15 protein-coding genes are annotated in these 14,396 nt (G+C 43.4%); 3 read left to right on the forward strand and 12 right to left on the reverse strand.

What is annotated here, in order from left to right:
- Positions 1-1,403 (forward strand): hypothetical protein (locus Q0230_RS07825; protein WP_298609340.1); only part of this gene is annotated, 1,403 nt, incomplete at its 5' end.
- 1,014 nt (positions 1,404-2,417) lie between these two features.
- On the forward strand, positions 2,418-2,561 hold the full coding sequence (locus Q0230_RS07830; protein ID WP_298609342.1) for an Arm DNA-binding domain-containing protein: 144 nt from the start codon (positions 2,418-2,420) through the stop codon (positions 2,559-2,561).
- A gap of 237 nt (positions 2,562-2,798) precedes the next feature.
- Here Q0230_RS07830 and Q0230_RS07835 read toward each other — a convergent pair whose 3' ends face one another.
- The 9 genes from Q0230_RS07835 to fabD form a co-directional block, all read right to left on the reverse strand.
- Positions 2,799-3,128: a hypothetical protein gene (locus Q0230_RS07835; protein WP_298609343.1), complete on the reverse strand. Its 330-nt coding sequence runs from the start codon at positions 3,126-3,128 to the stop codon at positions 2,799-2,801.
- Between the two features lie 166 nt (positions 3,129-3,294).
- Positions 3,295-3,630 carry a PilZ domain-containing protein gene (locus tag Q0230_RS07840; protein ID WP_298609344.1) on the reverse strand — a complete coding sequence of 112 codons (336 nt, stop codon included), beginning with the start codon at positions 3,628-3,630 and terminating at the stop codon, positions 3,295-3,297.
- Between the two features lie 34 nt (positions 3,631-3,664).
- Positions 3,665-4,618, reverse strand: a complete 954-nt coding sequence (holB, locus tag Q0230_RS07845) for a DNA polymerase III subunit delta' (RefSeq protein ID WP_298609345.1) — start codon at positions 4,616-4,618, stop codon at positions 3,665-3,667.
- Positions 4,615-5,271, reverse strand: coding sequence for a dTMP kinase (gene tmk, locus Q0230_RS07850; protein WP_298609346.1), 657 nt, complete (start codon positions 5,269-5,271; stop codon positions 4,615-4,617). Before tmk ends, holB begins: the two co-directional genes overlap by 4 nt.
- Complete coding sequence (mltG, locus tag Q0230_RS07855) at positions 5,268-6,332, reverse strand: endolytic transglycosylase MltG (protein WP_298609347.1); 1,065 nt, start codon at positions 6,330-6,332, stop codon at positions 5,268-5,270. The genes tmk and mltG overlap by 4 nt, the downstream gene beginning before the upstream one ends.
- Positions 6,333-6,467: 135 nt before the next feature.
- Positions 6,468-7,712, reverse strand: a complete 1,245-nt coding sequence (gene fabF / locus Q0230_RS07860; protein ID WP_298609348.1) for a beta-ketoacyl-ACP synthase II — start codon at positions 7,710-7,712, stop codon at positions 6,468-6,470.
- A 102-nt stretch (positions 7,713-7,814) separates the two neighbouring features.
- The gene (gene acpP / locus Q0230_RS07865) at positions 7,815-8,054 is read right to left on the reverse strand and encodes an acyl carrier protein (RefSeq protein ID WP_298609349.1); all 240 of its coding nucleotides are present in this window, start codon (positions 8,052-8,054) and stop codon (positions 7,815-7,817) included.
- Between the two features lie 93 nt (positions 8,055-8,147).
- The gene (fabG, locus tag Q0230_RS07870) at positions 8,148-8,903 is read right to left on the reverse strand and encodes a 3-oxoacyl-ACP reductase FabG (RefSeq protein WP_298609351.1); all 756 of its coding nucleotides are present in this window, start codon (positions 8,901-8,903) and stop codon (positions 8,148-8,150) included.
- Entirely contained in the window at positions 8,904-9,845 is a 942-nt protein-coding gene (gene fabD, locus Q0230_RS07875; RefSeq protein WP_298609353.1) for an ACP S-malonyltransferase, read from the reverse strand.
- 179 nt (positions 9,846-10,024) lie between these two features.
- On the opposite strand from fabD, the gene infA reads away from it, so the two are divergent.
- Positions 10,025-10,243 (forward strand): translation initiation factor IF-1, encoded by a 219-nt coding sequence (infA, locus tag Q0230_RS07880; protein ID WP_298609354.1) that lies wholly within the window; start codon positions 10,025-10,027, stop codon positions 10,241-10,243.
- 33 nt (positions 10,244-10,276) lie between these two features.
- On the opposite strand, the gene clpA is transcribed toward infA, so the two are convergent.
- The 3 genes from clpA to icd form a co-directional block, all read right to left on the reverse strand.
- Complete coding sequence (gene clpA / locus Q0230_RS07885) at positions 10,277-12,571, reverse strand: ATP-dependent Clp protease ATP-binding subunit ClpA (protein WP_298609355.1); 2,295 nt, start codon at positions 12,569-12,571, stop codon at positions 10,277-10,279.
- Positions 12,572-12,583: 12 nt separating this feature from the next.
- Positions 12,584-12,913 carry an ATP-dependent Clp protease adapter ClpS gene (gene clpS / locus Q0230_RS07890; protein ID WP_298609356.1) on the reverse strand — a complete coding sequence of 110 codons (330 nt, stop codon included), beginning with the start codon at positions 12,911-12,913 and terminating at the stop codon, positions 12,584-12,586.
- Positions 12,914-13,137: 224 nt separating this feature from the next.
- A complete protein-coding gene (gene icd, locus Q0230_RS07895; protein WP_298609357.1) occupies positions 13,138-14,391 on the reverse strand; it encodes an NADP-dependent isocitrate dehydrogenase in 1,254 nt (417 codons plus the stop codon).
- Positions 14,392-14,396: the final 5 nt, after the last annotated feature.

Below are 14,396 nucleotides of genomic sequence, written 5' to 3' on the forward strand. Positions count from 1 at the left end.
TGGAACAACACCAGAAAACCTACTGGTTTCCAGAAGGTGAAACCATGCCCGAAGTCAGTACCATCAACTTTTTAGGCTATAGCAGTGAATTAAACGGCTGGTTGTTCCCTAAACATGCGGTCTTCAATGGGCGTTTATATCGGGTGAATGAAGATGATTTTTTTGATTTGCAGGATGGTCGCAAAGTGAAAACCACTTTCCGCCAAGATTCGGTGATCATTGGCGACCCCAGTGAAGCCCACCGACCTGAACTATGGCTAGACGACTATAAAACCGCCTACGGTGCGAAAGGCTTGGCTATTTTGGCTTATTGGGCAGGCTCATTCTTAGTTCAGCAAATCCGTAAAGATCAAGACTCCTACCCATTTTTAGAGCTATGTGGACAACCGGGAGCTGGTAAAACCAGTATTTTGACCTTTTTATGGAAACTTACAGGGCGTGACGGCTATGAGGGTATAGACCTTGCTAAAGCTAGCCATCCGACACGTTATCGGTCTTTAGCACAGTTGGCAAACATGCCTTTAGTGGCGATTGAAGGCGACCCTAGCAAATCCGAATCAGGTCATCAGCGCCGTACTTTTGACCTAAACGAAATAAAGCCTTTGTACAATGGGCGTGGGATGCGTGGAAGATCACCAAAAAATAATGGCATTGAAACCGAGGAACCTCCGTTCAGAGGGGCGCTTATTCTCGCGCAAAATACTCCAATTGACTCAGAACCCGCAGTGATGGAGCGTATTGTGCAAATTTACTGGGATAAATCTCATTTTAGCACTCAAGGCTATCATGCAGCCCGACGCTTACAGCGCTTGGATATGGCACAAATTAATGGATTTATGACCGCATGTATTACTCAGGAAAAACTCTTATTAGCTAGCTATCAAACTCACTACCAAACTTGTTTAGAGCGCTTGGAAAATGAAGGTGGCTTACTTAACCAACGCTTACGCCACAATCACGCGCAAATCATGGCTGTAGCACACACCTTGCAGGAAACAGGGATTTTAGGCGGCCTACTCACTTCCGATTTAGCAGCCCTAGATGCTTATCTAATTCAATGCTGTGCTGAGCGTCACCAATGTCTTGATGGTGATACACCCTTAGTTGCTGAGTTTTGGGATATGTACCACTACTTAGAGGATGAATTGGGCTGCCGTGTGAATCATTCCAATAACGAGGCACGAATAGCGGTCAGTCTCTTGGATTTTGCACAGCAACTTGCTGAGTACAAACTAAGACCACTTGATTTGACCCAGTTAAGGCGTGAACTCAAACAAAGTAAACGCTACAAGCTACTGGAAGCGAATTACCCAACTTTATCCAAAATCAAAGCTAAAACGGTGAAATGCTTTGTGTTCATCAAGCAAAGCGCGGGCGCAACAGGGCAGTCTATGGCCGCCTAGTTGTCTTAATTCGTTGGCACACTCATAAACCGGACATTGCTCCGGTTTTTTTATGCCTTCCACCCCAAAAGATAGCTAACGGTAAAGATAATTTCTTCTAAAGCATGGGAACAGGGTAATAAAGGTAATATTTTGATTTTTCATATATAAATCAATTATTTAATCAGTATAAGAATTAAGCAAAAAGTTCTATTTCTTAGGTTTGGCTTGTCAAGAGAATTTTGAGAGTCTGAAAAACGCTTGTAAGTCATTGATTCTTGCAAAAAGAAAATACAAGCCTATAGCGTGGGAACTAGGTAATAAAGGTAATATGGTCTTTTTTCCTATATAAATCATATACATATAGGGTAATAAAAAAGGTAATATTAGGGTAATAATATTACCCTCTTAAATTACCCCTAATTACCGTCTTATTACCCTGTTATTACCCTAAAAAGGTAATATTTTTAGCTATGCTATCTTATTGATTTTTAAAGCAATACACTGCACAAAAAAAGTCATATTACCTTTATTACCTAGTTCCCGCAGTTGAGAAAGTTTATTTTTTTTGAAGCCCTCTTTTTACCGTTAACAATCTTTGCAATCGCTCAAAATCAGCTAATCAATCAGAAAAATAGTTAATAAATCCTAGTTACTAATGAACTACTATTGAGGAATCGAACAGAACGGCCAGTACAACAGCTCTACAAACGGATGGAATACAGGAACCAAGGCAAAGCTAGGGAATTGTGCAAAATTGATAGGTAACTTGGAAAATGTTTGTATTATTGTTTGTATCCATATCAAGGCAATGGAAACAATCGCTATAAAATCAACAGGTTATGTATTTTTTCCGAATCCCTCGCTCTCCGCCATTACATAGGTCAACTAAGACCGAAGACACAGAAAGCCCGCATTCTAGCGGGCTTTTTTGTTTCTGCTAGGTTCGATGAATACCACTCAGAACGATAGCAGCCAAGAGAGTTTGGGGGTATATTGGGGGGTATAAATAGCTTTCTGTAATTTTGTACCCCCATGTCACTTTCCGATACTGCTATTAAGAATGCCAAACTTAAAGATAAACCCTATAAGCTTGCTGATAGCAGTGGTTTGTTTTTACTGGTACATTCCAACGGCTCAAAATACTGGCGCTTCAAATATCGCTTTGAGGGTCAGTAGCAGCAACTCATTTTAGGCAAACCTTCTAGGGTTTATTTCTGGCAGAAATACCTAATAACCCTTTATTGAACATTATTCAGACAATTTTTTTACTAAATACGTCTTTACAGTGCTCTAGGGAACAACCTACCGCCATCGCTTATTATAGACAGTAGGGGTTCCAAAATTTAGAGTTAAAAAGTATACAATCAATACAGACACTATTATTACCAGCTTCACTTGTAGAGTGTTTGATTTTTAATCCATCGGTACAATAATACGGCTATCTGAGGTGCGTAATTGAAAACTCCGCGTGCGGGTAATAGTCTTATCATTTTCTGTTAGCGTCGCAACCACCCGATAATCGCCTGCGGGTAAAGTCACATGGGTTGAGTGATACTTAGCTGAAGTCACTTTAGTATCAGTATCTGTACGATAAACAGTCCAAGAAACATCTTTCATAGCAGGTTGATCATCAAAAGTCGCTACTAAGTTTAAACGCAGCTCTTGGGCTTGTGCTGGGTTAAACACAAGTACAGAAATCCATGCTGCTGCTATGTAGCGTAAAAGTTTGCCTCGAATGAACATACGGCCTCCTTGCAATATGAATTTAAACGAATGCTAATAGTTAGATCGATAAATAGACATTCAGCTTATATTCATTTTAGCGCAAACTAAAATTTTTTTTTCATTTATTAGAAAAATATTTGACCAAAATGTGACTAATTATGTTTATTTTTTATTTACAGAATAGCTAATAGCAGGCTTTGGGTGGAGCTTGTAACAAACTTTCACCTAATAAACCCTCAAAATACTGTTGAATGCGGGATTGATGCTCACCAATAATTTGAATGCCTACGCCTTGGGGCAAGCTCCGTACCGCCCCACTAGGCGTAATCCAAACTACGCGCCCAGGTACGGAGGCTTTTTGCTTTTCACTGAGTAACTCGACCTGTACTTGTACCCTATCCCCAAAATTTAGAGTTTCTCGAGTTGGCACAAATAACCCCCCTCCTTTGAGCATAGGTAAATAGTGATTATGCAGAGCGGTACGATCATTTAAACTAAAAGAAATTTTAATTGGTTCCATTGTTATGTTTAATAATTTAATCGAGGTTCGGCAGCTATAGCCACAAACTTAGCATATTTTCCACAAATAAGCGCCCATTCAGTGGATGAGCGGCCAAGGCCTTTAACTCAAGTAAACGCTCATAAAGCAACCAAATGCCTTGTGATTTTACCAAGTCTCTTAACACACTCGCTACATCACCTGTATCTGTACCCCCTACTTCATGTGTAATTAGGCCTTTCACCCACAATAATTGCCAGTCTAATAATTCTTGACGATCATGCTTTTCCCATTGGCTAGCGACTTCAGTGATGCTTAAATGCCCTGTTAAAACTGATTTAAGTTGATTTAAAAATAAGATTTTCTGTTGTAAACGCTCACTAGCATCTTCTGCAAGAGCTACTAAGGGGCGACCACCGGTTAAGGTTAGTAGTTCCACGGCCTGTGTAAGGTTCTGCTTCTCGAACCACGCTAAAGACTCTGCTTGTGTCGGCAGAGGTAAACGCAATTGCTGGCAACGACTACGAATCGTTGGCATTAACGCTGCTATTTTATCTGTGAACAGTAAAATATAGGAATTATCCGCAGGCTCCTCCAAAGACTTTAATAAGCTATTGGCAGCGTTCGTGTTCATCGCCTCTGCATTTAAAATCAGAGCAACCCGATTTGGACTATAACTACGGCTCAGTTCTAAAAAACGCTCTAAACCACGGACCTGCTCTACCGTGATCGCTTGCTTATCTTCTGCTAGTGCTAACAGCATAAAATCGGGGTGTGAATGTGAGGCAAATACCTTACAGCTTCGACAACTGCCACAAGCGTAGCCTTGTTCACTGGTGTCTAGGCATAACAAACTTTGAGCCAAAGCATAGACCATTTGCTCATGCCCACAGCCTGTCGAGCCTGTAAATAGCAGAGCATGGGGTAAATGTTGCTGTTGTCGTGCTAGATGGATTTGTTGCCACATAACTTGATGCCAAGGATAGCTAGCGGCGCTAAGTGGCATCATTTAATGGAAGCCTTCACTAAAATAGCGTCTAAAACATGCTTCAACTGCTGTTGTACTTCAAGTACAGGTTTAGCTGCTTCAATAATTCTATATTGATCAGGATAAAACTTAGCACGCTCTAAATAGCCTGTACGGATACGGTCGAAGAACTCACTTTTCTCTTGCTCAAAGCGATCAGTGTTAAGCGCTAACTGCTCAGATCGCGCCCTTACACGCTGCATGCCAGTTTGTACATCAATATCGAACAATAAGGTATAGTCAGGGCGCAAATCACCTTGTGCCCAAGTTTCTAAAACAGCAATCCGTGCATGGTCTAAACCGCGTCCATAGCCTTGGTAGGCATAAGTTGCATCGGTAAAACGGTCGCAAATGACCCAATGTCCTACGGCTAAAGCGGGCAGGATCTTCTTCTGCAAGTGCTCATTACGGGCTGCAAACATTAAAAGTAACTCAGTGTCAGCGTGCATAGCGGGTAGAGCGCTATCCAGTAAAACGTGGCGAATGGCCTCACTTACCTCAGTTCCGCCCGGCTCACGAGTTTCTAAAACGGTAATCCCACGCTGCTTTAAAAACTCGCTGATATAAGTGCGGCTGGTGGTTTTACCAGCTCCTTCGCCCCCTTCTAGAGTAATAAACAGACCTCGTTGGCTCATTGGCTAGCAGTTCCTTGTTGGCGTTTTTTGTCATTCGCTAAATATTGGTTCACTGCTTTACGGTGCGCTTCATAAGTTTCAGAAAAGAAATGCCGCCCATCACCCGTACCAGTCGCCACAAAATATAAATAATTAGTCTTAGCCGGATGCATCACGGCATCAATAGCCGCTTTACTAGGGGTCGCTATTGGTGTGGGGGGTAAACCAGTACGGGTGTAAGTATTCCAAGGGGTATCGGTTTCTAGATCTTTTTTACGAATATTGCCATCATACGCATCGCCCATCCCATAGATAACCGCTGGATCAGTTTGTAGCAACATATTTCTTTCTAAACGCGTCAAGAACACACGCGCAATCATAGGACGCTCATCAGGCATGCCTGTTTCTTTTTCAACTAAGGATGCCAAAATGAGCGCTTGGTAAGGGGTTTTAATCAAAGGATGTGGTTCACGTTGCTCCCAGGCTTTCATTAAGTAGTCATACATGACTTGATAACTACGCTTAAGCACGTCTACATCCGTCGACCCACGTGGAAAATTGTAAGTATCTGGATAAAACCAACCCTCAGCGGATTCACCACTAGCGCCCCCAAGCTTGGGCATTAAATTCTTATAGTCTTCAGCACTCAGTGTTTGTTTGATATTAGGATGAGTTTGTACTGCTTTAACTAACTCTTTGAATGTATGCCCTTCAATAATGCCTAATTGATATTGCAAAGTTTTACCTGAAGCTAAACGTGCCAGAAGATCTCCAGTAGTCATGTTGGGCTCTAAGGCATATTCCCCTGCTTTTAACTTGGATGCTTGTTCAGTAAACCGTGCTTGCGCTAAAAATAAGTACTCCGCAGGAATTACACTGGTTTTAGGCAAAATCTCCGCAGCAAGCAATTGCTGGGCGACTTGACGAATATTCGTACCCGCTTTGACCTCAAAGCTTGTAGGCTGATTACTAGGAAGCTGGATAGGCTGTTGAATAAATGCTTGGTACTGCTGATAAGCAAGGCCAGCTACTATTCCCACCAGAACGACTAAGAATAGAACGAGCTTTAAAAGAAACCGCATGAACAACTCTCGAAAGGATTGGGCAGAATTAACATAGAACAAAGCCTATGAATTGCCAAGAAAAAGCTTATGAATATTAGTTATTTTAATGCAGAGAAGTAAGCTAAACTCAGCTTACTTCTTAATTCAAAGCGTTTAAATCTTCTTAAAGATCAAGGTGCCGTTAGTACCACCAAAGCCAAAAGAGTTGCTCATAGCTATATTAACAACTGTTTCACGCGCAACATTAGGCACGTAATCGAGATCACATTCTGGATCTTGTTGCTGTAAGTTGATGGTTGGAGGGAGTACTTGCTCATAAAGAGCCATAGCACTAAATACAGCCTCAATGCCACCGGCCGCCCCCAATAGATGACCAGTCATGGATTTAGTAGAGCTGACTGCTGTTTTATACGCATGATCGCCTAACGCTAGTTTAACCGCGAAGGTCTCAGCCTTATCACCCGCCGGTGTAGAAGTTCCATGTGCGTTGATATAGTCGATTTGATCAGGATTTAAACCAGCATCACGCATGGCATTGCGCATACAACGTGCAGCACCCTCACCACCTTCGGAAGGCGAAGTCATGTGATAAGCATCACTGCTCATACCATAACCGACTAATTCACAATAAATTCTCGCACCACGGGCTTTGGCATGTTCATATTCTTCTAAGACTAAGACACCCGCACCATCACCTAGTACGAAACCATCACGATCAACATCCCAAGGACGACTTGCAGCTTCAGGATCATCATTACGAGTGGATAAAGCACGTGCAGCAGCAAAGCCGCCAATACCTAAAGGCGTAGAACCCATTTCAGCACCGCCAGCCACCATGACATCTGCATCACCGTATACAATCATCCGGGCTGCGTCACCAATACTATGGGTCGCGGTTGCGCAAGCAGAAACAATCGACATATTGGGTCCTTTTAAGCCATACATGATCGAGAGATTGCCAGCTACCATATTAATAATACTAGCGGGAACAAAGAACGGAGAGATTTTCCGCGCGCCCCCATTTAGAAAAGCGTTATAGTTGCGCTCAATCGTTTGCAAACCACCAATTCCAGAGCCCATCAAGACACCAATGCGCTCAGCATTCGCTTCTGTGACTTCTAGCCCTGAGTCACGAATTGCATCGACGCCAGCACCAATGCCATAGTGGATAAAGGTATCCATCTTCTTTTGGTCTTTAGGTTTAATATAATCATCAACATTAAAACCTTTGACATTCCCTGCAATTCGCACACTAAACTCGCTAGCATCGAATAGTTCAGGACTGATGGTATTGATACCGCTTTTACCCGCCTTAATATTGCCCCATGCACTTTCTAGGGTAGAACCTACAGGAGAGACAATACCTAGACCAGTTACTACTACACGCCTTTTAGACAAACTTATATACCTTCATGAAATAGAGATACTTCTGACCGGAAACCGTAACCCTCACTAGGCAGGGTTACGTGTTTTAGGTAGCTAATCCTTACACTGAGTGGATTAAGCTGAAGTCAGGTTGGCATTAATATAATCAATGGCTGCTTGCACAGTAGTGATTTTTTCAGCTTCTTCATCAGGGATTTCTGTACCGAACTCTTCTTCCAGTGCCATCACCAGCTCAACGGTATCCAATGAATCCGCACCTAGATCTTCAATAAAAGAAGATGCATTGGTCACTTCAGACTCGTCTACTCCCAACTGCTCGACCACGATAGCTTTGACGCGAGCTTCAATACTCATGTTTTTAGTTCCTCTAGATTAAAATGCTTGGCATCGAAGGCTTATTGTATTGAAAACATTCGATGCTTGCCAGTTATGCAAAGGCAGAAATGCCTATGCCATATACATTCCACCATTCACATGAATGGTCTCACCCGTTACATACGCCCCCATCGGAGACGCTAAATACAATACAGCCCCTGCAATTTCCTCAGGTTGCCCCAAGCGTGCTAAGGGAATATTTTGGAAAATCGCTGCACGTTGATCTTCTGATAACTCACGGGTCATATCGGTGTCAATAAAGCCGGGCGCGACTACGTTCACAGTGATATTTCTTGAGCCTACTTCACGCGCTAGGGATTTAGAAAAACCAACCAAGCCTGCTTTAGCCGCCGCATAATTCGTTTGCCCTGGATTACCACTTGCGCCAACCACTGAAGAAATAGAAATAATCCGTCCCTTTTTAGCCTTCATCATCTGCCGAATGCAAGCTTTACTCATGCGGAAAATAGAAGTGAGATTGGTATTAATAATCGTATCCCACTCTTCATCCTTCATGCGCATCAACAAATTATCGCGGGTAATACCTGCATTATTGACCAGAATACTAATGCCGCCATACTCTTTGCTTAAAGCCGTCAGGAGAGTATCTATCGAGTCGCTATTACTTACATCCAAAACCTTACCTGCGCCCTGAATACCCACTGCAGCTAGATAGTCCGTAATAGCTTGTGCGCCTTTATCACTAGTAGCCGTACCAATGACCGTCGCACCCTGCTGACCTAAAGTTTCTGCAATCGCACGCCCAATCCCACGACTAGCGCCTGTGACTAGAACTACTTCGCCCTTTAAACTAAATAAATCTGACACTTATGCCCCCTGACAAAACTTTAAAGCAGCTTCAAGACTTGGATTATCATTAATACAAATCGCATCCATACGCCGTTCAATACGTCGATTTAAACCAGTTAGTACTTTACCTGGTCCAAACTCAAGCATCACTTTAGCGCCCTGTTGAACCTGCAAATTACGAATCGTAGTTACCCAACGTACTGGAAGATACAGTTGCTCTGCTAAAGCACTACGAATTCCAGCAGCGTCTTCACGCGCTAAGCCATCGACATTTTGGAGAACTGTTAATTGACCTGCACCGAAATTAGTTTGACTTAAAGACTGCTCTAATTGAGCGGCAGCTGGCTTCATTAAACTACAATGCGAAGGCACACTGACAGCTAATTTAACCGTTTTCTTAGCACCCAATTGATTAGCTATTTCAATTGCACGCTCAATCGCTGCAGCATTACCTGCAATCACCACTTGTTCTGGTGAATTAAAATTGACTGCCTCCACAATTTCACCTTGAGCGGCTTGCTCACAAGCAGTCATTACTTGCTCATCGGTTAAACCTAGAATGGCCGCCATGGCACCCGTACCTTCTGGAACAGCGGCTTGCATTAATTGGGCGCGCTTAGAAACTAGGGCTACCGCTTCAGTAAAATCTAAAACCTCAGCGGCTACTAAAGCAGAGTACTCACCTAAGCTGTGACCAGCTACAGCTACTGGTAAGCATCCACCTTGAGTTTGCCAAACACGCCAGACAGCAACACCTGCAGCAAGCATTAAGGGCTGAGTGGTTTCAGTACTATTTAAAGCGCTCTCATCACCCTCTTGAGCTAATTGCCATAAATCACGCCCTAAAACAGTAGATGCTTGTTCAAAGGTTTGCTTAACAATGGGAAAAGAGGCCGCTAATTCAGCAAGCATGCCTAATGACTGAGACCCTTGCCCAGGGAATAGCCCTGCTATTGCCATGACTGACTCCAGAATTAAAAACAGAAATTGTTGTCCAATGCATAAATTGGCGCCTATGCTAATAGAATTTGCTAAGCAAATCACGCAGCTTGACAAAAAGAACTTGTCATCTGGCAGAATGGCAGGATAATACGCGCTTCATTGAAATTTTTGCAGATTAACCCTGTAGCAAAGGAATTATGGCGAGAGAAGATTATATTGAAATGGAAGGAACGGTAATTGACACTTTACCGAATACTACTTTCCGTGTGAAGTTAGATAATGAACATATTGTAATGGCTCATATCTCTGGTCGGATGCGTAAAAACTATATCCGTATTTTGACGGGTGACCGTGTCACCGTACAGTTAACGCCTTATGATTTAACCAAAGGCCGGATTAGTTATCGTAGCAGATAAGGCTAGGAGTTAAGACTCCCAGCCCTATACGGTTTAGATAGCGGCTGCTTCAGCACCTTCGTAGTTCAAAGCTAAGGTATCATTCTCAACCGATACCTCAACCCGTCCACCGTTTGCCAATTCGCCGAACAATAAAGCATCCGCTAGTGGGCGCTTGATATGCTCTTGAATCACCCGTTCCATGGGGCGCGCACCCATGAGTGGGTCATAGCCTTTCTTTGCTAACCAATCGCGAGCCGCTTCATCGACGATGAGGCTGACACCTTTTTGTTGTAACTGCACTTCAAGCTTAATCACAAACTTATCAACCACTGAGCGAATTACTGTATCAGTCAAGGCATTGAACTGGATAATCCCATCTAAACGATTGCGGAATTCGGGTGTAAAGATGCGTTTTACCGCTTCCATCGAATCACTTGTATGATTTTGTTTAGTGAAGCCTAAGGATTTACGGCTAATATCTTCCGCGCCTGCATTACTGGTCATGACCAAAATCACATTCCGAAAATCAATTTTACGCCCATTGGTATCTGTCAAAGTGCCATGATCCATTACTTGCAATAACAAGTTGAACACGTCCGGATGGGCTTTCTCGATTTCATCCAGTAACAAGACTGCATGAGGGTGTTTATTCACAGCATCTGTGAGCAAACCACCTTCGTCATAGCCGACATAGCCTGGAGGGGCACCAATCAAACGCGAAACAGTATGCCGCTCCATGTATTCAGACATATCGAAACGCAGCATCTCGACACCCATACGTAGGGCTAATTGCTTAGTAACTTCGGTTTTACCCACCCCAGTGGGACCTGCAAATAGGAAGGAACCAATAGGCTTAGTATCATCACGTAAACCCGAGCGCGCCATTTTGATTGCTGAGGTGAGCTGCTCGATTGCAGCATCTTGACCAAAGATGACCATTTTGAGATCACGCTCTAAATTCTTCAGCATATCCATATCTGAATTAGAGACTGTTTTCGGTGGAATACGCGCGATTTTCGCAACGATTTCTTCAATATCACCCACTGAAATAGTTTTCTTGCGAGTAGCTGAAGGTTTCAAGCGACGATTTGCCCCAGCCTCATCGATCACGTCAATCGCTTTATCGGGTAAGTGTCGGTCATTGATATAGCGTGCCGCTAATTCAGCGGCTGCTTTCAGCGCTGACATGGTGTACTTCACCTGATGATGATCTTCAAAGCGTGAACGCAAACCTTTGAGAATTTCATAGGTTTCCTCCACACTAGGCTCATTCACATCAATCTTTTGGAAACGACGTGCCAGAGCACGGTCTTTCTCAAAAACACTATGGTATTCTTGGAAAGTTGTTGAACCAATACACTTCAGTTCGCCTGATGACAGCACGGGCTTAATTAGATTTGAGGCATCCATCGTCCCGCCTGAGGTTGCACCTGCACCAATAATCGTGTGGATCTCATCAATGAACAGCACTGCATTCGGCTCGTCTTTAATTTGCTGAATCACTGCTTTTAAGCGTTTTTCAAAATCACCGCGATATTTAGTGCCAGCTAATAGCGATCCCATATCTAAGGAATAGATCACGGCATCTGCTAAAATCTCAGGAACTTCACCATCAACAATCCGTTTAGCCAAGCCTTCAGCGATGGCTGTTTTACCAACCCCTGCTTCACCCACTAACAGCGGATTATTTTTGCGTCGACGACACAAGACTTGAACAGTCCTTTCAATTTCATTGTCACGGCCGATTAAAGGGTCAATACGCCCCTCTAACGCTAACTGATTGAGGTTGCTGGCAAATTGATCTAAAGGCTTTTGTTTGCCATCGCTTAATTCGGTATCTTGTTGCTCGCCATTATTCCCTGAGGAATCCATATTGCTGCCCTCATCATTATCATGCCGACCACTGATATGCTCATCTTTGCGAATCCCGTGAGATAGGAAATTCACAATATCCAGTCGCGCCACATCACGTTGCGACAAGAAAAATACTGCGTGCGATTCAGGCTCACCAAAAATGGCGACTAAAATAGCGTCACCTGTGACTTCACCCTTGCGTGAAGATTGTGCACTATAGACCGCCCGATGAATGACTCGCTGAAAACCTAAAGTCGGTTGTACATCGCGTTGATCACTTGCAGGGAGTACCGGCGTATTATCATCAATAAAGGTTTCCAGCTCTCGTTTTAAACTGGAAATATCGACCCCACAAGCACGCAGTGCAATCGAGGCACTTGGGTTATCCAACATGGCTAATAATAAGTGCTCAACCGTGACAAATTCGTGGTGGCGCTCCCGAGCATTGCGGAATAGCGTGTTGATTGATTCTTCCACTTCAGCGCTTAACATAATTTTCGTCCCTTATGCCTCTTCCATCGTACAGAGTAGCGGATGCTGATTTTCACGTGCATAACGATTCACCTGTGCGACCTTAGTCTCGGCGATATCACGTGTATACACTCCACACACTCCCTTGCCCCGGGTATGAACATGTAACATCACGCGAGTTGCGGTTTCATGATCTAATCGGAAAAAAATCTGCAACACGTCTATTACAAAATCCATCGGTGTGAAGTCATCGTTTAAAAGTATAACTTTAAAACGTGCCGGTTCCTTCACCTTCGGACGGCTGTCCTGTACCGCTACACCAGAATCATGATCACCAGAGTCTTGTTTATCTTTGCCTGCCATTAAAAATACAACTCCAACTTAAGTTAGTGCATGGCTAACTTAACTAGTTAACTGAATCCATCAGCCCTTGTCATTATTCCTGACTTGGACTTGGGTATTTATTCATTATTGGGATGAAACTGAGAAAGTAAAGTGGAGAGGGGTAAATAGCGCATTAACTAATAAGGCTTACAGCTGCTAGGAAACGAACAGTGCTTAAGGCAAGCACTGTTCTAGAGAAAAACTTACATATGTTCGATGATATTATCACCAAATTCTGAGCAACTAATCTCTTCCGCAGTATCAATTAAACGCGCAAAGTCAAAGGTAACCCGCCCTGAAGCAATCGCACCCTCAACCCCTTTTACCACTAAATCTGCAGCTTCAACCCACCCCATATGGCGGAGCATCATTTCTGCAGACAGAATAATGGAGCTTGGGTTCACTTTATCTTGGCCAGCAAAAGTAGGTGCCGTGCCATGAGTCGCTTCAAACATGGCGATGGTATCCGACATATTTGCACCAGGCGCAATACCAATACCACCCACTTGGGCTGCTAAAGCATCAGAAATATAGTCACCATTTAAGTTTAGGGTCGCAACTACCGAATAATCTTCTGGGCGGAGTAGAATCTGCTGTAAGAAGTTATCTGCAATCACATCTTTAATGATGATTTCTTTGCCGGTTTTGGGATTTTTAAAGGAACACCAAGGGCCACCTTTAATCTCTACTGCACCAAACTCTTGTTTAGCCAGCTCATAGCCCCAAGTTTTAAAGCCACCCTCGGTAAATTTCATGATATTACCTTTATGCACAATCGTCATAGAGGGCAAATCATTATCGATAGTGTATTGAATTGCTTTACGGACTAAACGCTTAGTCCCTTCAGAAGAAACGGGCTTCACCCCAATCCCTGAAGTTTCTGGGAAGCGAATTTTCGTTACACCCATTTCTTTAATTAAGAAATTGATAACTTTTTTTGCTTCAGCCGAATCGGCACTCCATTCAATGCCCGCATAAATGTCTTCAGCGTTTTCACGGAAGATCACCATATTAGTTTTTTGTGGCTCACGTACCGGGCTAGGCGTACCTTCATAATAGCGAACCGGGCGTAAGCAAATATACAGATCTAAATCTTGGCGCAATTTCACATTCAGGGAGCGAATACCGCCACCGACTGGAGTCGTCAAAGGCCCTTTAATAGACACCACAAAATCTTTAACCGCACGGACAGTTTCCTCAGGCAACCAAACGTCTTCACCATAGACGGTATTGGCTTTTTCGCCTGCGTAAATTTCCATCCATTGAATTTGACGCTTGCCACCATAAGCGCGCTCAACCGCCGTATCGATGACCTTGATCATGACAGGGGTAATATCCATCCCAATACCATCCCCTTCAACGAAAGGAATGATCGGCTTGTCGGGAACATTGAGCGAAAAGTCGGGATTAGTAGTAATTTTCTGACCGCTAGTTGGCACCTTAACGTGTTTATACATTGGCT

The organism is uncultured Thiothrix sp. (assembly GCF_937876535.1).
Classification (GTDB): Bacteria; Pseudomonadota; Gammaproteobacteria; order Thiotrichales; family Thiotrichaceae; genus Thiolinea.